The sequence below is a fragment of the Pseudoalteromonas sp. BSi20495 genome (assembly GCF_000241185.1).
Taxonomy (GTDB): domain Bacteria; phylum Pseudomonadota; class Gammaproteobacteria; order Enterobacterales; family Alteromonadaceae; genus Pseudoalteromonas; species Pseudoalteromonas fuliginea.
This window is the reverse complement of record NZ_BADY01000146.1, coordinates 42,905-66,204: the sequence shown is the minus strand read 5'-3', so window position 1 is coordinate 66,204 and position 23,300 is coordinate 42,905. Positions and strand designations below refer to the sequence as shown.

Genomic DNA, 23,300 nt, shown 5'->3' with positions numbered 1-23,300 from the left:
TAGAGCAACATTATTACTATCTATGTTCAGTACTTTATTTACACTTTTAGCCGTTGCTAATACATATTTTTTTTGATTAAGTTGTTCAGAAAGCTTTGTAACTATACTGTTGTACGCTGTTATACCGTTCAAATTATTACTCCTTACGCGACTTGATCAATGACGGTTTTTAATTTTGAAATACTAAATCGCCAAGGTAGTATGCTTGTGAGTGAATAGCAGGTACTAAACTATGTTCAACAAATTCTTTCCTTGCATCAATCACTACTAAATCAACCCCAAAGTGATTAGTTATCTTTTTTAAACTTGATTCATCTACACCATCTCCTAAATCAATAGCTAATGCAGTTACTTTTGCTTTGCTATTTTTTAATTCCTCAAGAATATAAGAGCTATCTAGTCCACCACTAAATAAGGTTAAAATGTGACTTGTGTTGTCGGCTAATACACGTACATCATTAATACTTCTGATCTTTCTCATTTCTATTTCCTAGTTAAATTATCCGAAATTGTTGACCTGTGAATTATCTATAAGTACCTTAAGTGAAACAACAGTCTGAAATGAAAAGGATAATTGCGCTGTGAACACAAATAAATTACTGCCATTTTTATATGAGATGGCAATATTCGTAAAAGTTGTAGAATTAGGTAGTTTCTCAAGTGCAGCTCAAAATATTGGTGTATCCCCATCATCAATCAGTCGTGCTGTTTCACGCTTAGAAGGCTTCTTGAATGAAAAGCTTTTAGAAAGAACGACAAGGAATATGAGATTAACCTCAACTGGACAGGAAGTTTTTATGCTTTGTCGTGATATGTTAGAGTCTGCAAAAATGGCTGTATCGGCAGCTCAATCTGATCAAAATAATGTTGCTGGTTCATTGATAGTCGCTGCACCCAAAGCTCTTTCTAAGCAGGTTTTGATGCCTATGATTCTCGATTTTATTCAAAAGTACCCTAACGTTACATTTCAATTAAAAGTCACCGACATTATGATTGATCCTATTGGCGATGAAGTTGATGTACTCATTCACCTCACTAATAAGCCTATTGAGGGCCTTATTGCAAAACGTATTGGCGAATGCAGGCTTATATTATGTGCGAGTACAGGTTATGTGGAAAAATTTGGTAAACCGATTCATCCAGACGATTTAGCTCAACATAACTGCTTATGCCTTGGGGAAAACCCGATAGATCAAGTATGGAAATTCACTAATATCACTCAAAAAGTCGTAGTCAATGTTAGTGGTTCATTTGTTGTTAATCATAGTGAAATAAGACGTGCAGCGGTATTGAATGGGACAGGAATTTCGGTGTTTCCTGATTTTGTAATATTGCGAGATATTGAGTCTAATGAAGCTGTGGAATTGTTACCTGATTGGCATGTAAGTGGCAGTTATCAGGGCGAAATACTTGCTCAATATGCCCAATCAAAATATATACCTAATCAGATTAAAGTTTTTGTTAAATATATGCAGGATTATTTCAACGTTGAATCACCAAATAATATTGAATAGTCAATTCTGTATTATCAGCTGCTTAAACTTAATAAATAATCTTACTTAACAGCCTATTTTTCGCGCGTACATGTGTCCGAGAAACCTATTGCGCTTTATGCGTCAAACCTAGATATGAATGACTGTCAAAATACTATCTAGTGAGCTATGCGATATTATACTTACCGAGTTTAGCAACGGTTACGTTACTTTTTTGTCTACCTGTATTCTCAATGTCTTGTTTTTAAAAATAAACGTAGCATTTTGAATTACTGTTACAACATTCAAAGATAGTTATTTCTACTGATTATTAATTCTGTCACTTATTTCAAGTTTCATAGCTTTAACGGCCATACCAAAGTAGATTTGTTCAACAACTAGTGCGATAGCATCAACTTTAAATTCTTTGAAATACTTTTTGCGTTTTGTCATTATCAATCTCCAGTTAAGTTGATTATCTCTTAACTGAGGTAGTCGAATCCATTAAACCACGTTGCTACATTATATCGATGCGTAAAAAAACCAACTTAATTACCTTATAAATGTATAATTGCGAGGATCATACTGGCAACAAAAAGTTTATTAAATGGCACGCACACTTTGTAATCATTGTAACTTTTCACTAAACACCTGTATTTGCAACGCAATTACAAATATAAACAACAAAGTTACGGTTATTATTCTACAGCACCCGAGTGAAGAAAAAATAGCAAAAAATACCGCTAAACTACTCAATTTATGCCTAACTGATTGCCAAATAATCAAAGGCGAAAATAATGATGACTTTTCCATACTAAAAACACTGCCAGTAAGCTCAACTGTTTTACTCTACCCTAACGAACACGCTATAAATTTAGACGATAGCGCTGAGCAGCCTAGTATAAAAAACATCACCCATTTAATCGTGGTTGATGGTACATGGAAAAAAGCCTACAAAATTTTGCAACTCACCACATTACTTAATAAATTTAAAACGGTCAGTTTTAAACAGCTACCTAAAAATCGTTATGCTATTCGTAAAGCCCCTCGGGCCGACAGCCTATCCACACTTGAAGCTGTAGCGCATAGTTTGTTTTTAATAGAGCAGCTAAATCCCGCACCACTTTATAATACGCTTAATGAATTAATACAAAAACAAACCCAACACATGCCTGAGCACGTAAAAGCACGTTACTTAGATTAAATTTGGCGCCATAAACTTTCATGCGTAATTATCCCAACAGATTAAAACGAGGCTTTACTCGCCAAGGCCCCGACTATCGCTTTGACGACCAAGTCGACTTTAGCGATATAAGAGATACCTTCGGCTTTAGGTCAATGGTCGTTGGTAAATGGGTAACCAAAGAAGAGCGCTACATTAGCGCCAATTTAATTTACGATGCACTGGCGGATCTTGCGCAAATACTGCATTTACCGCCCAAAGCTATTGGCCTGCGCGGCAAGCTTAACTTTGCATTTGGTCATGGTGGTCAAAAAGGCGTGCAAGCGCATTATAATGCAGCCTCTCAAACACTTGCTCTTGCAAAAAATGCAGGCGGTGGTGCACTTGCTCACGAATGGTTCCATGCATTTGACCATCATATAAGCGAGCATTTATTTGCAGCAAAACCCCGCTTTGGCTTTGCCTCAAAATTGTGGCTTTCAAACACGCCTAATTTATCGCATCCACTTAATAATGCTTTGAACAGTTTTTATAAACATGTATTTTTAGATGAAGATGGTATTGATGCAAATAACTTTGTACAAACGTGTATAGAACACGATAAAGCCCACAATATGAATTATATGAGCATGCCAGAAGAGCTTGCAGCACGGTGTTTTGAAGCCTGTATTGAAGGCCACACATATATAAAAAATAGCTTTTTGGTGGGAGGCTTAAAAAGTAGTAATTTAATATACCCAAATAGTGAGCATATTAATAAAGCAAATGAAGCACTTAACCACTATTTTGAACTCCTGGGCTATGCGCTTCATAAAATAGACGAGTGATGTCTATATTTGGTGATTATTTATCGTCACTAATACGACTTGCTACTGCGCTGCTTTGATCTTTATATTTTGCATCTTTACGAATATTGTATGGGTTTTCACACGGCCCCGATAACATTTCAAAGCTCATAGCCCCAATTTTCATCAGTGGGCGAAGCGCCAGTGGTAATTTACCTGAGTTGTAAAACTCTAAAACAATATTACCGCTCCAGCCTGGGTCTATTCGGTGCGCGGTTACATGCACCATTAAACCCAAACGCGCAAGCGATGAGCGTCCATCTAACCAACCTACTATATCTGCTGGCAACGTTACTTTTTCATGGGTAATAGCCAGCGCAAGTTCACCTGGGTGTAAAAAGAATGCTTCACCTTCATCAAGCACTATTTCTTCACTCATGATCGATTCCATGGCCTTATTTAACTGATCTTTTGGACCACTTAAATCGACATATGCGGCATTATGCGCATTAAAAGTTCTAAATTTATTACCCAAGCGTAAATCGGCAGTCACGCCTGAAATCATATCACTTGTTGGTGCAGGCTCAATAACAATGCGGCCATCGCTTAGGTATTCTTTAATATGTGTGTCTGAAAGTCTCATTATTTATTAATCTTCTGTAATCACAATTTCAATCGCATTGTGATGCTGTTGATAATAGAGCGTGCTGGCTATTAGCCTCGCTGCTGCGCTGTATGTTTTGCTTATTGTTGCGTCGTTATCGTTTGCAATAAGTTTACCTTGCTCAGAATACTCACGTATATCTATTGCAAGTGGAATATGGCTAAGTACGGGTACGCCGTGCTTGTGCGCAAGTTTTTGTGCGCCGTCTTTACCAAATACGTGGTTAGCTTCACCACAGTGAGTGCAAATGTAGTGGCTCATATTTTCTATTAAGCCTAGCACCGGTACATTTACTTTATTAAACATAGCAATGCCTTTTTGCGCATCGGCTAGCGCTAAATCTTGCGGTGTAGTGACAATAACAGTGCCACTCGCGGGTACTTTTTGGCTCATTGTAAGCTGAATATCACCGGTGCCCGGTGGCATATCAACAATTAAGTAGTCAAGCTCGCCCCAATCGGTTTCGTTAAGTAACTGGCTCAGCGCGCCTGACGCCATTGGCCCGCGCCATACCGTGGCATCATCGCTTGGAACTAAAAAGCCAATTGACTGCGCTTTAATTCCGTTTGCATCAAAAGGCTGTAGCTGTTTGTTATCTTTAGTGACGGGCTCTGCGCCCACTAATCCTAAAAGCATTGGGATAGATGGGCCATAAATATCAGCATCTAAAATACCCACCTTTGCGCCTTCATTTTTAAGCGCGCCTGCCAAGTTAACAGCAGTAGTCGACTTACCTACCCCACCTTTGCCTGAGGCAATAAGTACAATATGTTTAATCGCTTTAAACTTAGCCGCCTCTTTAATGATAACCTTGGCGCTAATTGTTACAGGCACATTTAAGCTTTCACTTACGTGTTGCTCAACTAAAGGCATTTCTGATTGCCCAGCAAATGGCAGAGTTAATTTAATGTGTAGTGATTTATCGTCATTTTGAGTAATAGTATCAATGAAGCTTTCGTCAATACCGACAGCAAAAGCCGCACTACGGTATGCCGCTAAGGCAGTAATAATCGGTTGTTTTTGCACCGATTTAGAAGAGAATAGTTTCGACAGTCCAAACATAGCAATTAAATAGCGTTTCTTTGATGAAAAGTGCCACGGAATTATGTAACATTCAGGGCATTAACACCAGTCAATTAATAAAAATCCATAAGCTGTGCGCACTCTAAGCAGATAGCTTGTAGATAAATTAATGATAATTGCCGTTTGTATAATAAAAACGGCGCTTTATCCTCAATTCGGAATGATTATGACGCAGCGAAAGATCCTGATTACCAGCGCATTACCTTATGCAAATGGCCCTACTCACCTAGGTCATTTATTGGAATATATTCAAACTGATATTTGGTCACGTTTTCAAAAACTACAAGGCCACGAAGCTTATTATGTTTGCGCAGACGATGCCCACGGCACGCCAATTATGCTTAATGCGCAAAAGCAAGGGATCACGCCTGAAGAAATGGTGAAACAAGTGAGCATAGAGCGCCAACGCGACTTTGCTGACTTTAATATCAAATTTGATAACTACCACAGCACGCACAGCCAAGAAAACAAAGAATTAAGCGAACTTATTTATAACCGCCTAAACGATGCCGGTCATATTAAAAAGCACATTATTTCGCAATTATTCGATCCAGAAAAAGGTATTTTCTTACCCGATCGTTTTGTAACAGGTACTTGCCCAACGTGTAAGTCTGAAAACCAAAACGGCGATAGCTGTGATTCGTGTGGTGCTACATACAGCCCTACCGAACTCATTAATCCGCGTTCTGTAATGTCGGGCGCTGAGCCTGTACTTAAAGATTCTGAGCATTACTTTTTTGACCTGCCAGCATTTGAAGGCATGCTAAAGGAGTGGTTACACTCGGGCACTATTCAACAAGAAATGGCTAACAAGCTAGACGAATGGTTTACCGATGGCCTGCAACAGTGGGATATTAGCCGTGATGCGCCTTACTTTGGTTTTGAAATTCCAAATGCACCAGGCAAATATTTTTACGTTTGGTTAGATGCACCTATTGGTTACATGGCGAGCTTTAAAAACCTATGTGACGAAAAAGGCCTCGACTTTGATGCGTTTTGGGCTGAAGGTTCAGACGCAGAGCTTTATCACTTTATTGGTAAAGACATTATCTACTTCCACAGCTTATTTTGGCCAGCAATGCTAGAAGGCGCTAATTTTAGAAAGCCAACTAACGTATTCGCTCATGGTTTTGTAACTGTGAATGGCGAAAAAATGTCTAAATCAAAGGGTACGTTTATTAAAGCGCGTACTTATTTAGATAACTTAAACCCAGAGTACTTACGTTACTACTACGCAGCAAAATTAAGTAGCGGTATTGTTGATCTGGATTTAAACCTAGAAGACTTTGCACAGCGCGTAAATTCAGACCTAGTAGGTAAAGTAGTCAACATAGCGAGCCGTTGTGCTGGCTTTATTACTAAAAAGTTTGATGGCAAGCTAAGCAACACTATTATGCAACCAGAGCTTTTAGCAGAGTTTCAAGCTGCTGCACCGAGCATTACAACACACTACGAGAACCGCGATTACAGCCGCGCAATTCGCGAAATAATGGCGCTTGCCGACAAAGCAAACCAATTTATTGATGGCGCAGCACCTTGGGTATTAATTAAAGACGAAACTAAGCAACAAGAAGCACACGAAGTGTGTTCTCTTGGTCTTAACTTGTTCCGCGTTTTAATTACTTACTTAAAACCCGTGTTACCAGGAATGGCTGATAACGTACAAGCGTTTTTAAATGACGACCTTGCATGGGACGGCGTTCAAAATGCACTAGTAAGCCACCCTATCAATAAATTTAAACCGTTAATGCAACGTGTTGAAATGGATAAAGTGAACAAAATGGTTGAAGAATCTAAAGAAAGCTTAGCACCAAAAGTAACAATTGACCCTAACAGCCCACTTGCGAAAGAGCCAATTAGCGACGAGATTGAGTTCGATGATTTTGCAAAAGTAGACCTACGCGTAGCTAAGATTGCTAAAGCAGAGCACGTAGAAGGCGCAGATAAACTACTTAAGCTAACACTTGATTTAGGCGGCGAAACTCGTCAAGTGTTTGCGGGTATTAAATCAGCTTACGCACCTGAGGATATCGAAGGCAAGCTAACCGTTATGGTTGCTAACCTTAAACCTCGTAAAATGCGCTTTGGTATGTCTGAAGGCATGGTATTAGCAGCAGGCCCTGGCGGAAAAGAAATTTATATTCTTAACCCAGATGACGGTTCAGAGCCTGGTATGCGCGTAATGTAATATTACTCATACAATAAAAACCGCTGATATGTCAGCGGTTTTTTTATGGGCAAAATTAATGTTTAGTCGTATATTAAGCCTAGCCGTTTATACAAACGCCTTTGCATTAAATAAAGTGAATTGAAATTATGACCCAAATTTTAGATACCAACAGAACAAAAGTAAGTAGCCAAATAAAGCAACACAAATTAGTCGCCATACTGCGCTTAAAACAACAAACCGATGTAGCTCCATTAATTGATTGTTTAATAAATGCGGGCATACACTCATTAGAGATCACTTCAAACACACCTGGCTTTGAGCAAGAAATAGCAAGAGCTCGCGCAGCGCATAAAAACGCACTTATTGGTGCAGGCACAATAATTAACACCACCCTTGCCCAGCAAGCTATTGATGCAGGCGCGCAGTTTATCGTAACGCCAAATACCAACAAATCGGTTGTCGAACTTGCCCACCAGCACGGGTTACCCGTATTAATGGGCGCACTAACACCTACCGATGTAGCAAATGCAATTGAATATAACGCTGATATTATTAAGGTATTTCCTGCTGGTAGTATGGGCGTTGGTTACTTTAAAGCATTAACGGGTCCATTTTCAGAAGCACAATTAATGCCTGTTGGTGGTGTGAATTTAGATAATATATCTCAGTGGTTTGAAGCAGGTGCTTGTGGCGCTGCAGTTAGTGGCGATTTTTGTAAGGTATTAAATACCGAACAAGAGCGTATTGTTCTTACCAAGCTTGTAAAAAAATATATAAGTAAACTGCCTAAATAGGCAGTTATATTTTAACTATAAAATTAATCATCTTTTTAATTGAGCTTTTTCAATACGCGGTCTTTTCTTGGTAGATAATAGTTATCGTAATCAAGTGAGACTATAACGCGCTCTGCTTTTCCTAATAACTCATTACGCGGAATTAAACCTATTACACGCGAGTCAGCGCTATTGTCGCGGTTATCGCCCATTGCTAAATAATAATCATCAGGAATTGTAATTGCATCAAAGCCCGATAAACGTGAAGGAATATTTGCCACTCTTATCGAATGCGCTAACCCGTTTAAATCTTCGATTTTATCAAGCGAGTCTATGTTGCTTTGCTGATCTGCATAATTAAGTTTTTTACCATTAATAATGAGCTCATTATTTTCAAGCGCAACGGTGTCTCCTGGCACACCAATTACACGTTTAATTAAACGGTTATCGGCAGCTTGTGAGTCAAAAACGATAATATCACCGGTTTGTGGGTCCGCTAGTTTAAGTAGTTTTATATGCGTAAATGGGACACGAATATCATAGGCCATTTTATCGGTAAGTATTCTGTCACCTTCTTGAATTGTTGGTTTCATTGAGCCTGTTGGCACTTCGTACCAATCGGCTACAGCGCTTCTAAATACGCTCATTAGTGCAATAAATACGATAAGAGAGCGGTTGTTTTTCCAAAACTTATAAAGCGGTTTCATGTTATTTCCCTGCGTTAATTAAGTATTATTATGACTAACTAAATGCTGAGCAGTTCAATGTAGAGTGTAACAAAAAGTGTGTGCTTTACGGCGGGTATAGCAAGGTAGTTGCTTACCTTGCTATATGATCAATCTAAAAATTAGATTATCAATTACTGTTGATTTAGTTTTTCTTTCGCTTCTTTTACTTTTTCAAAATCTAAACCAAGTTCGTCAGTCGCTTCTTTAATAAGATGCGGTTGAGTCATCACGACTGCCATTAATTGTTGTAACTTTTCTGGCGGAATACCAAGCTCTTGAACAAGCGCCATTGCCATCATTGGGTTTTGAGTAAACGCTTCAAACAATGCTTTTACTTTTTCGTCGCTTACATTATGCTCTTTAAGTATTGCTAGTATTGGATTCATTATTAAACCTTAAATATTTTTTATAGGGCTTAGTATATGGGCTAAACCCTAAAATTAAAGAGTTACTCTACAAGTAAAACCACTTTTCCTGCGTTTTCATTACGCTCTAAAATAGCATGGGCTTCGTTTGCGTCGCTCCAAGGCAATGTTTTATACAGGTTAAAGTCGTACTTTTTAGTGGCAATATCATTGTAAAAACGCGCTACAAAGTCGTCGCGCACCTGGCGTTTAAACTCAATACTACGATTTCTAAGCGTTGAGGCATGAAACGAAATACGTTTGCGTAAAAGCGCGGCAAAATCAACTTCTGCAAAACGTCCATCTAAAAATGCAAGCATTACAATTTGGCAATCCATCGCTGCAATAGCGGCATTTTTATTTAAGTAACTCCCCGAAACAGGATCTACAATTGCATTTGCTGTTAACTCATTTGCTTTCATATATTCTACAAACTCGGTGGTTTTGTAGTTAATTGCATGATCGGCACCGAGTTCTTTTGCGTGTCGGCATTTGTCATCCGTACCGGCAGTAATAACTACGGTAGCACCTGCGCTTTTAGCCATTTGAATTGCTGCACCGCCCACACCACTAGCACCTGCATGAATAAGCGCTGTTTGCCCTTTTTGCAATTTACCAAGCTCAAATAACGCGCCAAATGCTGTTAGGTACACTTCGCTTATTGCTGCGCCTTCAGCCATTGTTACATCATCGGGTAATTCCATAAGCTGCTTTGCATCAACGGCTACGTATTCACTATAAGCACCACCTGAGCACAATGTAAAAATACGCTTGTTTAGCCAGCTTTTATCTACATCTTTTCCAAGCTCAGTAACTGTACCCGCACATTCTAAACCTAAAATCGAGCTATCTCCCGCAGGGGCCGGGTATTTACCTTGGCGCTGCATACTGTCTGCACGGTTTACACCTATTGCTGCAACTTTAACAAGTACTTCATGGCTCTTTAAAACCGGCTTTTCGGTTTCACTAAATGCAAGATTGCCATCTTCATGAGAAATATATTTCATTGTTGCTCCAAGTTTAAAAACTGTAATAACATATAGGTGGGGATGAACACAGATTCAAACAACCTCAAAAGCGCCAACTTTGTTTGTAAGGATAAACATCGGGTAGATAACCATTATGTACTTGTTGCTGACAACCTTGCCAAAACGTCGCTAAAAACATGTTACTGTGCTCATTATTAAAATAGCTAAACGCAATCTCGTTAGCACTAAAAAAAACCTTAAATTGGCTCGGAAATATATCGTTTTCAGCTATATCAAAATACGAGTTACTACTTAGCTCTTCGAGCGTATTTTGGGTGTGTGGCACGTCTCTAAAGTTACAATCGGTAAGCGGACAAATTTCGTCAAAGTCGTAAAACACTACTCGCCCCCATCGCGTTACGCCAAAGTTTTTCATTAGCATGTCGCCCGGAAATATATTAGCGCCCGCTAACTCTTTAATTGCTTTACCGTAGTCATGCATCACACTCTCTAATGTTTTGTTATCGCATTGGTTAATATATAAATTAAGCGGGGTCATTTTACGCTCAACATAAACATGCTTTAAAATAAGTGCCTTGTCAGATATAACCATGCTGCTGCCAATTTGGCTTTTCATCTGCTCAAGAAGCTCATCACTAAAACGGCTTAAATCAAACGCTAAATATCTAAATTCGTGTGTGTCTACCAAACGCCCAACCCTATCGGCTTGTTTTACAAAGTTATACTTTTCTTTCACTTGTGCTTTGGTGGCTGTTTTTGGCGCACTAAATTTGTCTTTAATTACTTTATAAACGTAATCTAGCCCTTCAATAGTAAATACCAGCATTACCATACCCGGCGTACCTGGCGCTTTAACATACTTAAAGTTGGCTGGGCTATTTTTAGTCGTATCAACCTTGTGCCGATAAAACTCAGTTTTGGCGTGCTTTATAAAACCAATGGCGTTAAATAACTCAAAGCGTTGTTTATGTGGCATTAACACACTTAAGTAATCTACATAACGAGCGGGTTTATCGGTATCAACCATAAAATAGGTGCGTGCAAAACCAAATAATAAACTTAATTGATCGGCGCCCATCATTACAGCATCAAGCTTTAGTCCCTCATCGGTATTTAAAATAGCGATAGCAAAAGGCATATTGTCGCCATTTTTAGCAATGCAGCGCCCAATTAAATAACAGGCTTTGTTTCTAAAAAATAATGAGTTGGCGTATTCAATATAGCCGTCGTTTAAATTGATAAGTTCGTACACCTGTTTGCATTGCTCCTTAGCGCCTTGCATTAACGTACTTTGTAATGTGGCTACATCGCGTTCTAAATGACTAAACGGCACTCTAAATACTTGATTAGTGATAAGCGTTTTAACGGCGTTATTAAACCCATTATGTAGCGATACCCTCCTCACTAAGCTTTCATAAGAGCGCGGCTCACTACGATACTTTGCTTTTAATACGAACAAATGCACAGTACGAATTTTTTTATCGTCCCAAATTGCCCCAAATGTTGAATTAAAAAAAGTATGCGCAATAGGTTTATTTTCGTGATTTTGTACCATATCGCCGTAAATATTTTTAGCTAACTGCCACGTTTGCGGGCAAGTAAGTTCAGCGTAAGCAATAACTCTCACGGCTTCACTCACGTTTTTCACTTCGCGCTCGTAAACCTTTAAACGCTCACGCATAGCACTTTGCACACTGTGATATTTTCGTTGTTCAAAACGGCTTTGCGCACCCAGTGTAATATTTAAAAATTGCGAAAACATCGCCTCAAATCCAGCAAAAACAGATCGTGCAAGCTTACTGGCTACAACGTGTTGTAGCGCATTATTAGATTGATTTGTTAGCCTATTTTGCATAAATACAGCACTTATATTGATGCCAGTTATGGCGGTTATTTTTTATTAATTGTTTACACCTTAGCAAGCAGGCTTTAATTTAGATAATTAATAAAGCATATAAATAGAATTTATTGGGCGTATTGACCTTTCGAGGTTAATTTTGCAGCCGTGTATTTGGCTTTTAAGCAAGGCAAAGTACATGTAGTGTGGTGACTCCCCATAAATGAACTTTAACGCTGCATAAAGGCCAAATACACACTGCCCATAGGGTTCTTTCTAGAACGATTAACTCTTTGTTGCCTACATGGATGTAGGTAAGGGGCGTGAGCAGGACGCGGAAGCTTTGCTCGATTTTTACTTAGCCCACTAGGTGGCAAACCTCGCTCCGCGATTAAATCGCCCCTAGATTGAACAAATTTCAACCCTGAAAGGCCAACACGCCCATATGAATATAAGAAATGTCGATCTTAACCTTCTCGTTTATTTAAATGTGTTAATAGATGAAAAAAGTGTGTCAAAAGCTGCAAATAAACTCGCGCTTACGCAACCGGCTATGAGTAATGCGCTAAAACGTTTGCGCGATTTATTTGACGACCCGCTACTTGTGCGTGCTGCAGGCTCTATGACGCCAACGGCAAAGGCACTTGCATTAAAGCCTGAAGTTGAGGCCCTATTAAAAATGGCCGAAGCAATTACGCAGCCTAGTGAGCAATTTAACCCTACAACGGCTGAAGTTACGTTTAGAATAATGGCAAACGACTACATAGAGTCGACCCTAATAGCCCCTTTTATAACGGCGCAGCTTAGTAAAAACCCCGGTATTAATTTTGATGTATTAAGTCCAAGCGACGTAAACCTACAAGATATGGAAAAAGGCACTATAGATTTAGCAATAAATCGCTTTAATGGCCTGCCACGCTCGTTTCATCAAGCCAGTGTATGGCGAGATAACTACTGTTGTTTAACGCATCCTAAAAATACATTTTTACAACAATCAGGGTTAGACGATTACTTACAAAAAGAACATATTTGGGTAAACCGTGCCGGCTGGGGGCCTGAAGCCGCTGTTACTAATAAATCAGGAAAGCAAAAATTAGGCTGGGTAGATGAAGCGCTTTGGCAACTAGAACAAACCCGTAAAATACGTGTTTTTACTCGCCACTACATGGTCGCAAGCCTGCTTTGCCAATCAGAGCAACTTATTGCCACCCTACCGCGCAGGCAAGCTAAGTTATTAACCTCTCATACTGATTTAGTTATCAGCCCTGTACCATTTCAAATAGTGCCTATTGAAGTAAAAATGATATGGAGCCCACTGCTGCACCACGCCCCTGCACACCAATGGTTAAGACGTGAGTTATTAGCGTTTGCTAAAACGATTGCAGATAGATAAATTATTATTTTCATCACATCAAGCACCAGGTATTTTACTATCGCGTATAATGTCCAAGCTTTACTTTCATTAGAAGAATATAATGATAAACAAACTTAATAATAAGAATAACGATACTGCAAATAAAATTTTTGCTGTCTTTCAAAAATCCTATGCTATAGACGCTAAACTGATCGGCGCGCATAACTTTCCTCCTTTAGCGCGTAATATTAAAGGTATAAAAAAGTCAGAAACAACTTTTTATGGCTACAGCGAAAATGAATGTTTAGCAGCCGTTATTGAAGTAGATACAAACAACGAGTGTTTAGATATTTGTAGTTTAACCGTTGATCCTAATCATTTTAAAAAAGGTATCGCAAGTAAGCTAATAAGTTATGTTTTAGCAATGAGTGATTTATCTCATGCAATAGTGGAGACTGCGGTTGCTAATACTCCTGCAATAAATTTATATAAAAAGCATGGCTTCGTGGAATTTAAAAGATGGACTCCTTCACATGGTATTGAAAAGCTGGCTATGTTGGTCGTAATTTAAATCAGTATTTCACAATAGGTAATTTACAAATGGATAGTGCATCAATAATTGCGTGGAGTGTTTTGTTTGGTGGCATTGGTATTGGCTACCTTACTTACGGGCGAAGAAAAAAAGCCGTAGTACCACTTTGTATTGGTTTATCGCTATTGGTATTTCCGTATTTTATGAGCAGTGTTAGCATGCTGTTGATTGTAGGCGCTATTTTGGTTGCTATTCCTTACTTTATTAAAATTTAACATTACTATTGTTACGACTAAATAAAATACACGCGAAAAATAAAAAGCGCCGTGGTATTCAACTTTGGGAAAATACCATGGCGCTTTTGGAAATCGTCGATATAGGAGTCTACCTACAGTGTATGATTAGCAAGCTTAGTACCAACTTCATAAAAAAATTAAAATTCAATAAAAACAATTAACTAATAGTCCATATTTATTCCTCAATGACTCCCCTTGTTCCAGTTTTGTGCACGTTTTTACCACTCTGCACCAAATTAATTAGTATAATTTAGGTATGTTTTCTATTTTTTATTTAGTTTTAAAACTTACTATTGATGAAATCAATATCAGTTATTGAAAACAACAATTTCATTAATAATACACTTAGCGCTAGAGTGAAGTTAAGCCAACAAACTAAGAGTAATAATTATGACAACATCAAGCTTCACACAACAAGACGGGTTATTTATTGATGCTAATTTACATCAGTTTATTGAAGAGCAGTTATGCACTAAAGCTAACACCACTGAGATTTATCAAGCATTAGCTACTTTAGTTGATGAGTTTGGTTGTAAATGTCGTAAAACAAAACATCAGCCAGATGATGTATTAGAAGTGGATACATTATTAAACGCATACCAACTTAAAAACCACCCGCTTTGCCATGTTGATGCGCAAACGACAGAAGCTGTTTTAGATGAATATTGCTGCCAGGTTCCTGCAATTATTGTTGTTGCGTTAATGGATACACTTAGTGGTACGCAGTGCGATGAACCTCAAGCACATGAGATTTACCATCGTGCAGCGCAGTTAACCAACCGCCCTTGCATGCACAGAGTAAAAACTGCCTCAGCAGCTTAATAATGAATGTGTTTAAAAGTGCTCGATAACCTTCTTTGCAAAGCCAGTACAAGTTAAGGTTGTCGAGTTATGAATACTTGAGTTATCGCGCTGCTCTTGCGCTAAATCAAAGGTTACTTCACCGCTTTTAAATGTTTGCTCTAACGCATTTTCTATCAGTACTGCGGCCTCCTCCCATCCCATAAATTTAAGCATTAATACCGCACTTAAAATACTACTGCTGGGGTTTGCTTTATTTTGCCCTGCTATACGTTCAAACGTGCCGTGTGTGGGCTCAAAAAATGCAACATCATTATTTAAATTAGCTGCGGGCATTATGCCAACACCGCCAACTTGTGCGCTTAGCATATCCGCTAAAAAGTCGCCGTTTTGGTTAGTCGTCACCACTACATCAAATTGCTCTGGATGCATTAAACATTGTTGCAGCATGTTGTCAGCTATGACTTCTTTAATAATTAAGGGCGCTTGGTGTCCTCGCTCTATTTGCAGCCAACGCCCATTTTCATGTGCGGTGGCATTAAACTCGCTTTGTGCAAGTGCAAACCCCCAACGCTTAAATGCCCCATCGGTAAATTTAAGTACATTGCCTTTGTGCACTAGTGTTAAGGATTCACTATCGTTTTTAAGTGCATACTTAATTGCAAAGCGCATTAGTCGTTCAGAGCCTTCTTTGGATATATTTTTAATGCCAATACCGCACTCTTGTGTAAACCTTAAGCGCGTTACCCCCATTTCTTCGCATAAAAAGTCGAGCATTTTTTCGCTTTCTACACTGCCTGCTTGCCATTCAATACCTGAATACACATCCTCGCTGCTGTCGCGCAGCACGGTTATGTTTGTTAAAAAAGGATTTTTTAAAGGAGAAGGGAGTGCACTAAAGCCTTTTATAGTGCGCATATTTACAAACAAATCCATTTCTTGCCTGAGGGCTACATTGAGTGAGCGAAAGCCACCACCCAGCGGCGTTGTTAACGGCCCTTTTATGGCAATTTTACAGGCGCGTACTGCGTTAATTGTTTCTTGTGGAAACCAGTCACCGTCATACAGTTTTGCGGCTTGCTCGCCGTTATAAACCTGCATCCAATGTATTTTTCGAGCGTTTTTGTAACAATGTTCAATTGCACTATCAACAACGTGGCGCATTACCGGCATGATATCTAAACCCACGCCATCGCCATCAATATAAGCAATGATAGGTTCTAACGGAATTTGCCACTGTCCGTATTGGTCTATCGTGATATTTTGACCTTGCGTTGGCACATTTATATGTTGGTACTGCATTGCTAACACCTACAAAGGTTCTATAAATATGATTAAAGCATGCTAATTAAGGCGTGTCTGTATTTGTACTTTTATAGTTACTATCATTTAAAAAAATAACAAATTAACTGTGACTATTTACGTCATGGGTTGGTCTTGTTTAATTAGCCTTATCGTATTAGCTATTAAATTACAGTGGAACACTTTAATGAAACTCTTTTTTATATTGCTACTATCAATCAACTCGTTTAAAACGTTAGCCGTTGAGGTAGTAATACACAACCTCAATTCACTCTCAAGTAGTGGTCAAAGGACGGTGTCTACTTGGGTGAATCAAAGTGTTGAAAAAACACAAAATACGTTAGGGCCTCTAAAACAAAGTACCTTACCTATTTATTTAAAACCGCAATATTTTGCTTTTGAGCCAGTACCTTGGGCTACTGTAAAGCGAAATAATCCCGATGGGCTAGAACTTCATATAGATCGTTACGCCAGTTTAAAAGCATTCACTAAAGATTGGACGCTATACCATGAACTTTCACATTTATATTTGCCGCTATTTCCCTACTCTGGTTTTTGGCTAAGCGAGGGTTTTGCCAGTTATATGCAAAATGTAATAATGCGTGACAGCGGTATAATCACCCAGCCGCAGTTTGTACAACGCTTAAATGCAGGGTTTGATCGTGCCCGCCTGCAAACCAAAACTAAAACACAGCCACTTAATAAGCTCTCTGCCGATATGTGGAAACAACGTGCTCAGCAACGTGTTTACTGGACAGGCGCAGCTTTTTTTGCCCAAGCAGATCTAGCATTGCAAAAACAAGGGCAAACTTTGGCAAGTGTTATAAAGGCGTATCAATTATGCTGTAGGCCAGCACGCTCTAACGCTAAAATGTTTATAAAAGAGCTTGATAAACAATCTAGAAGCAGTGTTTTTTCTACTCTATACGCACAATACAATAACCGCACTGACTTTCCTAATATTACAAAAGCGCAAATTAATCAGCTATAACGCTACTTTTAAGTAATGGCTAAAATAGTTATACGCTTGCTCATTAAAATTGACTGAGTGCTCGTTCATAAAACCATGTAGGTAGTTTGTTTTATTACACTTTACTGCGGACTTATTATTTAAAATGGCTATCACTTCATCAACATTAAAATGTACCTCATGTTTAGGAAAAATAAACTCACAGGGTACGTTTGCATCTAATGCTAAATAATTACGAATTTGTGATGGGTAGAACCCTATTAACTTTTTAAGGTGTGTATTGCCTGTTAATAACTGTGCGCGCCATGCTGCACTTGCCCCTGCGCTAAATGCGATACAAGTTGTTGGTGCTTGCAAATGCGCAAAACATTTTTGAAGTTTGTCGGTGTATTTATCATGCCCGCATTTCTGTATGAATTTATTGTAGTTATATTCTTCACTATCAATAGGTTGTAACTCATTATCATAAGGATCAATAACCGTTACCTTAGTGTCAAACCCCTCTGTAAACTGCGTAAAAGCAGGTGTTAAACCAAAAATATCGCTCGCAATTAGGTAATTCATACTTATCCTTTAGTAAATAAAATTGGAGGCCATAGGCAGTTGATAAAATGTATTATAAATAAATATAAAAAATAGCTTGCACATAATATACATATAAGTTATTTTCCCTCTCTGGTTTAAAGAAACCGCCGCGGTTAACCATTTACCCTGATCCAGTAAGCCCCGCAAAACGTATATTTGAAAGCTAAGTTATTGTACGGCGAGAACCCCTTAAATAATACCGAGATGAATTTTATTATCATCGCAAAAGTGTCATAAAGATCGTCAACACTGTAATGAAGCTAAACACAACATCGTTTATTTATTGACTGCACGAAGCTATAAAATATAGCGCAGAATAAATAACAAGAATAAAGTGAGTTTTATTATGTCTTATAAATATAATGGGTCTATGATCCAAATTGCACATCCAGTGCAATCAATTTCAGTAAACAAACATCGTGTAATTTTTAGTGATACACAAGGTTTAAAAAATGCATTATTTCAAAAAGCGAGTGATGCACGCCAATTTGTTAAATGGCTAAAAGCTAGTTAAACAAAACTTTAATTGCTTTTTATTATTGCGATTATTGAAAATATATTTTGCCAGCCTCGTTGCTGGCATTTTACTTTTTAGCCCTTTAATGGTTACAATAGTTTTACAATAATAATTATTGGCAACTGCTGTAATGCTCCGTTTATGTATACTTTTTTTAATGTTTTGTTTTGTAAGCCCTGTAAGTAATGCTAAAACCATTAATTGGTTAACGCACGACTTTGCACCGTACTACATTTTAAATGGCCAATATCAACACCAAGGCCGCGATGAAAGCATTATATCCCTACTTGAAAAACAACTACCCGCTATTACCTTTAATCAAATTATCATCCCTTCGGGAAAAGTAATCCAAGAGCTATCAAATACGTCCAATAATACTTGCGCATTATCTCTTTATAAAAATGATTACCGAAAAAAGCATATTTACTTTACAGACGAAAGCTCAACTACAGGCCTATCACCTTCTGTTGCTATGCATAGCAAGCTTGCAGACGCACTTGAATTGCCTGATGCGACTGAAGTGTCATTATTAGATTTAATACGTGATAAAAAGCTAACACTCGGCATATCAATGAGTCGTTCTTATGGAAAAGAGATAGATTCGGTTATAAACACAACTCCCGATATAGATTTAGTAATAAGACCTACTCGCGACAGCTTAGCGAGCCTTACTTATATGCTTAATTTAAAACGGATTGATATTTTATTGGGTTACCCAAGCGAACATTATTATTTAGCTAAATTAATGAATTTTGATAAAAATTTAACACAACGACCGTTAACCGAGTCCCCTGCGTTAAGTTATGGCTTTATTGGTTGCACTAAAAATGAGCAAGGTGCAAAAGATATAGCAATGCTTAATGAGCAGCTCAAAGTAATAAAAAAAACACCAGCTTATAATGATGTGCTAATGCGCTGGTTGCCAGAGCATTTAAGGCCTTTATTGCAAGAGCGTATAAAAAAATAAGTATTTATAGAAAAAAACGCCATTAAAAATGACGCTGTTTATTGTTTATAATTAAGTATTTTATATATTACTGACGAATACCTTCAATAAATAAACCTATATCTACATGGGTAGAGGCTGGCCCTAAATTGTAATCAATACCGTAGTCGGTAAGCTTAAGGCTTGTTTCACCTTCAAAGCCTACACGGTAACCACCCCATGGATCTTTACCTTCACCCACTTTATCAATTTCAAAAGTAATGGTTTTGGTTACGCCATGCAGCGTAAAATCACCTGTTACTTGACCTGAATCGTCTTCAAATTTAATACTGGTGCTTTTAAACGTCGCTGTTGGGTATTTATCAACATTTAAAAACTCTTTACCACGAAGGTGTTTATCGCGCTCTGCATGATTAGAATCAAGGCTTGTTGTATCTATATTAACCATAATTTGCGACGCATTAGGGTTTTTAGCATCGTAGTTAAATTTACCATCAAAGGTATTAAAACGGCCATGTAACCAGCTGTAACCTAAATGTTTAATTTTAAAGTTTACAAATGCATGAGCACCCTTTGTGTCAATTACGTAGTCGGCTGCATTAGCAGTTGTTACCGATAACATCATTGCAGCCGAAACGGCTGTGCTTACTAATAATTTTTTCATTTTAATCATCCTTTAATGGTTTGATCATTCTAATTAAGGTTTTATCTTTATCGATAAAGTGATGTTTTAACGCCCCTAGTGCATGCAATACTGCAAACCCGATTAATGTGCACGCGCCGTAATAATGTACTTTTCCTGCAATATCGGCTTGGTCATCAAAGGCAAAATCAAGCGCTGATACATTAAATAAAGTAAATACTTCTATTGGACGCCCGTCTGCGGTTGATATTAAATACCCTGCAACAACAATAACAGCCAAAATAATATACATAGCAATATGCGCAGTATGTGCTAATTGGTTCATGCCTTTACTTTCACCTAATGGTTTAGGTTGTGTAGATAAAGCACGCCATAAAATTCTAAATAAGAATACGGCCACAAGCGTAATACCAATGCTTTTATGTAAATCGAGCGAGCCTTTATACCAGCTATCGTAATAAGTAAGCTCAACCATATATAAACCTAAACCAAACAGGCCAAAAATAGTCAACGCCATGAGCCAATGTAAAATAATGGCGACAAGTCCGTAAGATGAAGGTGTATTTTTAAACATGTGTAACGTCCTATAATGCTATGACGTTACAATATAGTGCATAGCCTTAAATGAAAATAACATTTACAAACACTTTACGTGCGTATACGCACAGAACTTTGATAATTAAAGTCAGTTTTAGAAGTTGAGGATTAAACAGATAAGTTTATAGAGTGGATTGCTCGCTCAAGCTGACATAAATTAAGCTCTCTGGGCTTACTTGCAAACAAGTAACAAGTCCTTCTTTAATGAGTTCAAGCATGGCTATAAAACTAACTACCACACCACTACGCCCTTCATCAGGCGTAAAAAGCGCATTAAACACCACTGCTGAATTTGCTTTCGATAGCTGTTGTAATATTTGGCTCATTCTCTCTCGGGTTGAGAGTACTTCGGCAGTAATTTGATGATGTTCAAACGTTTTTGCTCGCGCCATTACATCACTCAGCGCCAGCATTAAGTCTTTAAGTTCAATATCGGGGAGGTTTTGACTTGTGTCTTCATTTATTGGCATAGCGGCATGCGCTATAAAAATATCACGCCCAACACGGGGGATATCATCGAGGTTTTCGGCGGCTTTTTTAAATAACTCATATTCTTGTAGACGTTTAATAAGCTCAGCGCGAGGGTCTTCTTCCTCTTCAAGCTCTTCGTGTACAGGAAGTAATAAGCGCGACTTAATTTGTGCAAGTAACGCGGCCATAACTAAATATTCACCGGCAAGTTCGAGTTGAAACTCGGTCATCATTTCAACGTAACTTACATACTGCTCTGTAATACTAAAAATAGAAAGGTCGAGCACATCAAGCTTATGCTTTTTAATTAAATAAAGCAGTAAATCGAGCGGGCCTTCAAAGGTTTCTAATATTATTTCGAGCGCATCGGGCGGAATATATAAGTCTTCTGGTTTATCTACAACCGCTTTACCATGCAAAAAAGCCAGTGGCAGCTTTTGCTGCACTGGCTTTTCACTACTTTTTGTATCAGCAGTATTTTCGCTCACTTGTTATTACTCAAACGGGCTTGTATCACCACAACCAACACGTAATATTTGAACTTCATCTTCTGACAAATCGATTACTGTGGTTGCTTGCTCTGGCAAGTAACCACCGTGAATAATTAAATCAACGTGCTTATCTAATCGCTCTAATATTTCATCAGGATCTGATTCTGTAAATTGTTGCCCTGGTAAAATTAAAGAACACGACATTAGCGGCTCGCCAAGTTCGGCAAGTAACGCACAAGCAATTGGGTGTTCAATTACACGCATGCCAATGGTTTTTTTCTTGTCGTTTAATAAACGCTTAGGGACTTCTTTTGTGCCTTTAAAAATAAAGGTATAAGGCCCTGGCGTATTATTTTTAATTAATCTAAATAGCTGGTTATCTACACGAGCATAAGTAGATAGCTCCGATAAATCACGGCAAACTAGCGTAAAATTATCGTTTTTTTCAATACCACGAATACGCTCTATGCGCTCTTTGGCTTGCTTATTACCAATGTTACAGCCAATTGCATAGCCCGAATCTGTTGGGTAAACAACAACACCGCCTTGCTTAATAATATCAACGGCTTGACTAATCAATCTTGGTTGCGGGTTATCAGGATGAATATGGAATAATTGACTCATGTTAATGCCCCTTCTTGTCCTTCCCAAACTTGCCAAACACCTTGGCAGTCTTTCGGTAAGTATAAATTTTTGCCAAGCTCTAAATAGCTTGTCGGAAAATGAAAATCAGACCCTTGCGAGCAAAGTAGTTCGTACTCACGGCTGAGTTCACCTAAAAATTGACGTTCGCTTGGCGCCTGTTGAGGTTGTGCAACTTCCATTGCGTCTCCTCCTACACTTTTAAATTCTACTAATAATTTGCGTAGCCACTTGTTTGACATTTGATAGCTACTTGGGTGCGCAAGTACAGCAACACCACCAGCGGCATGTATTGCTTCAATAGCGGTTTGCATAGTGCACCAGCAACTTGGCACGTAGCCTGTTTTACCACGCCCTAAGTACTTTTTAAAAACACCCGGAAAATTTTTAGCTACACCGCGCTCAATAAGGGCGCGTGCAAAATGTGCGCGCGTAATTTGCGCATCCTTTGCCAGCTCTTTAGCTTGCTCGTAAATGCCATCAAATCCATTTTTTGCAAGGCGTGCGCCAATTTCTAGCGCACGCTCTTCTCGCTTTTGCTGCTGAGCTGATAATAAAGAGGTAAGGTCAATATTATTAATATCAATATTTAAACCTACAATATGAATTTCGAAGCTTTCCCATTTGGTAGACACTTCGGTACCCGTTATTAATGAAAGCGGTAAGTTTTCTGCTTTAATAAATTGCTGAGCAGGCTTAATAGCTGCCACAGTGTCATGATCGGTAATAGCAAACACATCAATATTTTTATCAACAGCGCGATGCAATAATTCTTCAACCGTTAAACGCCCGTCTGAATGTGTGGTATGGCTATGTAAATCATATTTTATCAAAAGAAAACTGCTTAAAATTAAGGGTTACTGGTGTTTATGTAAGTATAACAACTTTTTTGACTAAATTGTTTTAAATAAACACTTGACACAAAAGCATAAGATACGTTTTACTGTAGCCACTTTCAGACACATTAAGAATTAACAATAATGATCAATTCAAACTTAAACACTATTTGGTGGTGGCACTCGTAATTTTCGGGTGATGAATTGTCGTGTCTAACAAAAATTCAAA

27 protein-coding genes are annotated in these 23,300 nt (G+C 38.4%); 12 read left to right on the top strand and 15 right to left on the bottom strand.

The window, feature by feature from the left end; genetic code table 11:
* Positions 1–169: 169 nt before the first annotated feature.
* Positions 170–481, bottom strand: a complete 312-nt coding sequence (locus P20495_RS03885) for an argininosuccinate synthase domain-containing protein (protein ID WP_008138390.1) — start codon at positions 479–481, stop codon at positions 170–172.
* A gap of 100 nt (positions 482–581) precedes the next feature.
* Between P20495_RS03885 and P20495_RS03890 the strand changes: the two genes are divergently transcribed.
* Complete coding sequence (locus P20495_RS03890) at positions 582–1,514, top strand: LysR family transcriptional regulator (RefSeq protein ID WP_008138388.1); 933 nt, start codon at positions 582–584, stop codon at positions 1,512–1,514.
* Positions 1,515–1,793: 279 nt separating this feature from the next.
* Here the strand turns inward: P20495_RS03890 and P20495_RS22700 are convergent, their stop codons facing one another.
* Entirely contained in the window at positions 1,794–1,925 is a 132-nt protein-coding gene (locus P20495_RS22700; RefSeq protein WP_008138386.1) for a hypothetical protein, read from the bottom strand.
* A 154-nt stretch (positions 1,926–2,079) separates the two neighbouring features.
* Here P20495_RS22700 and P20495_RS03895 point away from each other — a divergent pair, with 154 nt between their 5' ends.
* A complete protein-coding gene (locus P20495_RS03895; RefSeq protein ID WP_008138384.1) occupies positions 2,080–2,676 on the top strand; it encodes a tRNA-uridine aminocarboxypropyltransferase in 597 nt (198 codons plus the stop codon).
* A 20-nt stretch (positions 2,677–2,696) separates the two neighbouring features.
* Positions 2,697–3,482, top strand: a complete 786-nt coding sequence (locus P20495_RS03900; RefSeq protein ID WP_008138383.1) for a CLCA_X family protein — start codon at positions 2,697–2,699, stop codon at positions 3,480–3,482.
* A 16-nt stretch (positions 3,483–3,498) separates the two neighbouring features.
* Here the strand turns inward: P20495_RS03900 and dcd are convergent, their stop codons facing one another.
* Positions 3,499–4,083: a dCTP deaminase gene (gene dcd, locus P20495_RS03905; protein ID WP_007375413.1), complete on the bottom strand. Its 585-nt coding sequence runs from the start codon at positions 4,081–4,083 to the stop codon at positions 3,499–3,501.
* 6 nt (positions 4,084–4,089) lie between these two features.
* Complete coding sequence (apbC, locus tag P20495_RS03910) at positions 4,090–5,166, bottom strand: iron-sulfur cluster carrier protein ApbC (RefSeq protein WP_008138380.1); 1,077 nt, start codon at positions 5,164–5,166, stop codon at positions 4,090–4,092.
* 187 nt (positions 5,167–5,353) lie between these two features.
* Here apbC and metG point away from each other — a divergent pair, with 187 nt between their 5' ends.
* Together metG and P20495_RS03920 are read left to right on the top strand one after the other, a co-directional pair.
* A complete protein-coding gene (metG, locus tag P20495_RS03915) occupies positions 5,354–7,375 on the top strand; it encodes a methionine--tRNA ligase (protein ID WP_008138377.1) in 2,022 nt (673 codons plus the stop codon).
* A 128-nt stretch (positions 7,376–7,503) separates the two neighbouring features.
* Complete coding sequence (locus P20495_RS03920) at positions 7,504–8,151, top strand: bifunctional 4-hydroxy-2-oxoglutarate aldolase/2-dehydro-3-deoxy-phosphogluconate aldolase (RefSeq protein WP_008138375.1); 648 nt, start codon at positions 7,504–7,506, stop codon at positions 8,149–8,151.
* A gap of 35 nt (positions 8,152–8,186) precedes the next feature.
* Here P20495_RS03920 and lepB read toward each other — a convergent pair whose 3' ends face one another.
* From lepB to aceK, 4 genes are all read right to left on the bottom strand, one after another.
* Positions 8,187–8,837: a signal peptidase I gene (lepB, locus tag P20495_RS03925; RefSeq protein ID WP_007375417.1), complete on the bottom strand. Its 651-nt coding sequence runs from the start codon at positions 8,835–8,837 to the stop codon at positions 8,187–8,189.
* A 152-nt stretch (positions 8,838–8,989) separates the two neighbouring features.
* On the bottom strand, positions 8,990–9,244 hold the full coding sequence (locus tag P20495_RS03930; protein ID WP_002963210.1) for a DUF2999 family protein: 255 nt from the start codon (positions 9,242–9,244) through the stop codon (positions 8,990–8,992).
* A 62-nt stretch (positions 9,245–9,306) separates the two neighbouring features.
* Positions 9,307–10,269 carry a zinc-binding dehydrogenase gene (locus P20495_RS03935; RefSeq protein ID WP_008138373.1) on the bottom strand — a complete coding sequence of 321 codons (963 nt, stop codon included), beginning with the start codon at positions 10,267–10,269 and terminating at the stop codon, positions 9,307–9,309.
* A gap of 64 nt (positions 10,270–10,333) precedes the next feature.
* The gene (gene aceK, locus P20495_RS03940) at positions 10,334–12,106 is read right to left on the bottom strand and encodes a bifunctional isocitrate dehydrogenase kinase/phosphatase (RefSeq protein ID WP_008138371.1); all 1,773 of its coding nucleotides are present in this window, start codon (positions 12,104–12,106) and stop codon (positions 10,334–10,336) included.
* Between the two features lie 427 nt (positions 12,107–12,533).
* Between aceK and P20495_RS03945 the strand changes: the two genes are divergently transcribed.
* The 4 genes from P20495_RS03945 to P20495_RS03960 all read left to right on the top strand — a co-directional run bounded on the left by P20495_RS03945 (position 12,534) and on the right by P20495_RS03960 (position 15,092).
* A complete protein-coding gene (locus P20495_RS03945; RefSeq protein ID WP_008138369.1) occupies positions 12,534–13,481 on the top strand; it encodes a LysR family transcriptional regulator in 948 nt (315 codons plus the stop codon).
* Positions 13,482–13,563: 82 nt separating this feature from the next.
* Positions 13,564–14,013, top strand: a complete 450-nt coding sequence (locus tag P20495_RS03950; RefSeq protein ID WP_008138367.1) for an N-acetyltransferase — start codon at positions 13,564–13,566, stop codon at positions 14,011–14,013.
* Positions 14,014–14,042: 29 nt separating this feature from the next.
* The gene (locus tag P20495_RS03955; protein WP_007375422.1) at positions 14,043–14,249 is read left to right on the top strand and encodes a hypothetical protein; all 207 of its coding nucleotides are present in this window, start codon (positions 14,043–14,045) and stop codon (positions 14,247–14,249) included.
* A gap of 411 nt (positions 14,250–14,660) precedes the next feature.
* A complete protein-coding gene (locus P20495_RS03960) occupies positions 14,661–15,092 on the top strand; it encodes a hypothetical protein (protein ID WP_008138364.1) in 432 nt (143 codons plus the stop codon).
* A gap of 12 nt (positions 15,093–15,104) precedes the next feature.
* Here P20495_RS03960 and icd read toward each other — a convergent pair whose 3' ends face one another.
* Positions 15,105–16,373 (bottom strand): NADP-dependent isocitrate dehydrogenase, encoded by a 1,269-nt coding sequence (icd, locus tag P20495_RS03965; protein WP_008138362.1) that lies wholly within the window; start codon positions 16,371–16,373, stop codon positions 15,105–15,107.
* A gap of 187 nt (positions 16,374–16,560) precedes the next feature.
* Between icd and P20495_RS03970 the strand changes: the two genes are divergently transcribed.
* On the top strand, positions 16,561–17,364 hold the full coding sequence (locus P20495_RS03970; protein WP_008138360.1) for a hypothetical protein: 804 nt from the start codon (positions 16,561–16,563) through the stop codon (positions 17,362–17,364).
* Here the strand turns inward: P20495_RS03970 and P20495_RS03975 are convergent.
* On the bottom strand, positions 17,359–17,907 hold the full coding sequence (locus P20495_RS03975) for a hypothetical protein (RefSeq protein WP_007375426.1): 549 nt from the start codon (positions 17,905–17,907) through the stop codon (positions 17,359–17,361). The genes P20495_RS03970 and P20495_RS03975 overlap by 6 nt on opposite strands.
* A gap of 367 nt (positions 17,908–18,274) precedes the next feature.
* Here P20495_RS03975 and P20495_RS22220 point away from each other — a divergent pair, with 367 nt between their 5' ends.
* Together P20495_RS22220 and P20495_RS03980 are read left to right on the top strand one after the other, a co-directional pair.
* Positions 18,275–18,442, top strand: coding sequence for a hypothetical protein (locus P20495_RS22220; RefSeq protein ID WP_007375427.1), 168 nt, complete (start codon positions 18,275–18,277; stop codon positions 18,440–18,442).
* Between the two features lie 160 nt (positions 18,443–18,602).
* Positions 18,603–19,412 (top strand): TIGR02285 family protein, encoded by an 810-nt coding sequence (locus P20495_RS03980; RefSeq protein ID WP_008138358.1) that lies wholly within the window; start codon positions 18,603–18,605, stop codon positions 19,410–19,412.
* A 67-nt stretch (positions 19,413–19,479) separates the two neighbouring features.
* Here the strand turns inward: P20495_RS03980 and P20495_RS03985 are convergent, their stop codons facing one another.
* From P20495_RS03985 to P20495_RS04005, 5 genes are all read right to left on the bottom strand, one after another.
* Entirely contained in the window at positions 19,480–20,055 is a 576-nt protein-coding gene (locus P20495_RS03985) for a YceI family protein (protein WP_008138356.1), read from the bottom strand.
* Position 20,056: 1 nt separating this feature from the next.
* On the bottom strand, positions 20,057–20,608 hold the full coding sequence (locus tag P20495_RS03990; protein ID WP_002961572.1) for a cytochrome b: 552 nt from the start codon (positions 20,606–20,608) through the stop codon (positions 20,057–20,059).
* Between the two features lie 145 nt (positions 20,609–20,753).
* Complete coding sequence (locus P20495_RS03995; RefSeq protein ID WP_008138354.1) at positions 20,754–21,590, bottom strand: ScpA family protein; 837 nt, start codon at positions 21,588–21,590, stop codon at positions 20,754–20,756.
* A 6-nt stretch (positions 21,591–21,596) separates the two neighbouring features.
* The gene (locus tag P20495_RS04000; protein WP_007375432.1) at positions 21,597–22,217 is read right to left on the bottom strand and encodes an L-threonylcarbamoyladenylate synthase; all 621 of its coding nucleotides are present in this window, start codon (positions 22,215–22,217) and stop codon (positions 21,597–21,599) included.
* The gene (locus tag P20495_RS04005; RefSeq protein ID WP_007375433.1) at positions 22,214–23,068 is read right to left on the bottom strand and encodes a PHP domain-containing protein; all 855 of its coding nucleotides are present in this window, start codon (positions 23,066–23,068) and stop codon (positions 22,214–22,216) included. Before P20495_RS04005 ends, P20495_RS04000 begins: the two co-directional genes overlap by 4 nt.
* Positions 23,069–23,300: the final 232 nt, after the last annotated feature.

Bases quoted from the DNA above. Each gene is read 5' to 3' on its own strand.
- P20495_RS03885 (WP_008138390.1), bottom strand. From the start codon at position 481: ATGAGAAAGATCAGAAGTATTAATGATGTACGTGTATTAGCCGACAAC.
- P20495_RS22700 (WP_008138386.1), bottom strand. From the start codon at position 1,925: ATGACAAAACGCAAAAAGTATTTCAAAGAATTTAAAGTTGATGCTATC.
- P20495_RS03895 (WP_008138384.1), top strand. From the start codon at position 2,080: ATGGCACGCACACTTTGTAATCATTGTAACTTTTCACTAAACACCTGT.
- P20495_RS03900 (WP_008138383.1), top strand. From the start codon at position 2,697: ATGCGTAATTATCCCAACAGATTAAAACGAGGCTTTACTCGCCAAGGC.
- dcd (WP_007375413.1), bottom strand. From the start codon at position 4,083: ATGAGACTTTCAGACACACATATTAAAGAATACCTAAGCGATGGCCGC.
- apbC (WP_008138380.1), bottom strand. From the start codon at position 5,166: ATGTTTGGACTGTCGAAACTATTCTCTTCTAAATCGGTGCAAAAACAA.
- metG (WP_008138377.1), top strand. From the start codon at position 5,354: ATGACGCAGCGAAAGATCCTGATTACCAGCGCATTACCTTATGCAAAT.
- P20495_RS03920 (WP_008138375.1), top strand. From the start codon at position 7,504: ATGACCCAAATTTTAGATACCAACAGAACAAAAGTAAGTAGCCAAATA.
- lepB (WP_007375417.1), bottom strand. From the start codon at position 8,837: ATGAAACCGCTTTATAAGTTTTGGAAAAACAACCGCTCTCTTATCGTA.
- P20495_RS03930 (WP_002963210.1), bottom strand. From the start codon at position 9,244: ATGAATCCAATACTAGCAATACTTAAAGAGCATAATGTAAGCGACGAA.
- P20495_RS03935 (WP_008138373.1), bottom strand. From the start codon at position 10,269: ATGAAATATATTTCTCATGAAGATGGCAATCTTGCATTTAGTGAAACC.
- aceK (WP_008138371.1), bottom strand. From the start codon at position 12,106: ATGCAAAATAGGCTAACAAATCAATCTAATAATGCGCTACAACACGTT.
- P20495_RS03945 (WP_008138369.1), top strand. From the start codon at position 12,534: ATGAATATAAGAAATGTCGATCTTAACCTTCTCGTTTATTTAAATGTG.
- P20495_RS03950 (WP_008138367.1), top strand. From the start codon at position 13,564: ATGATAAACAAACTTAATAATAAGAATAACGATACTGCAAATAAAATT.
- P20495_RS03955 (WP_007375422.1), top strand. From the start codon at position 14,043: ATGGATAGTGCATCAATAATTGCGTGGAGTGTTTTGTTTGGTGGCATT.
- P20495_RS03960 (WP_008138364.1), top strand. From the start codon at position 14,661: ATGACAACATCAAGCTTCACACAACAAGACGGGTTATTTATTGATGCT.
- icd (WP_008138362.1), bottom strand. From the start codon at position 16,373: ATGCAGTACCAACATATAAATGTGCCAACGCAAGGTCAAAATATCACG.
- P20495_RS03970 (WP_008138360.1), top strand. From the start codon at position 16,561: ATGAAACTCTTTTTTATATTGCTACTATCAATCAACTCGTTTAAAACG.
- P20495_RS03975 (WP_007375426.1), bottom strand. From the start codon at position 17,907: ATGAATTACCTAATTGCGAGCGATATTTTTGGTTTAACACCTGCTTTT.
- P20495_RS22220 (WP_007375427.1), top strand. From the start codon at position 18,275: ATGTCTTATAAATATAATGGGTCTATGATCCAAATTGCACATCCAGTG.
- P20495_RS03980 (WP_008138358.1), top strand. From the start codon at position 18,603: ATGTTTTGTTTTGTAAGCCCTGTAAGTAATGCTAAAACCATTAATTGG.
- P20495_RS03985 (WP_008138356.1), bottom strand. From the start codon at position 20,055: ATGAAAAAATTATTAGTAAGCACAGCCGTTTCGGCTGCAATGATGTTA.
- P20495_RS03990 (WP_002961572.1), bottom strand. From the start codon at position 20,608: ATGTTTAAAAATACACCTTCATCTTACGGACTTGTCGCCATTATTTTA.
- P20495_RS04000 (WP_007375432.1), bottom strand. From the start codon at position 22,217: ATGAGTCAATTATTCCATATTCATCCTGATAACCCGCAACCAAGATTG.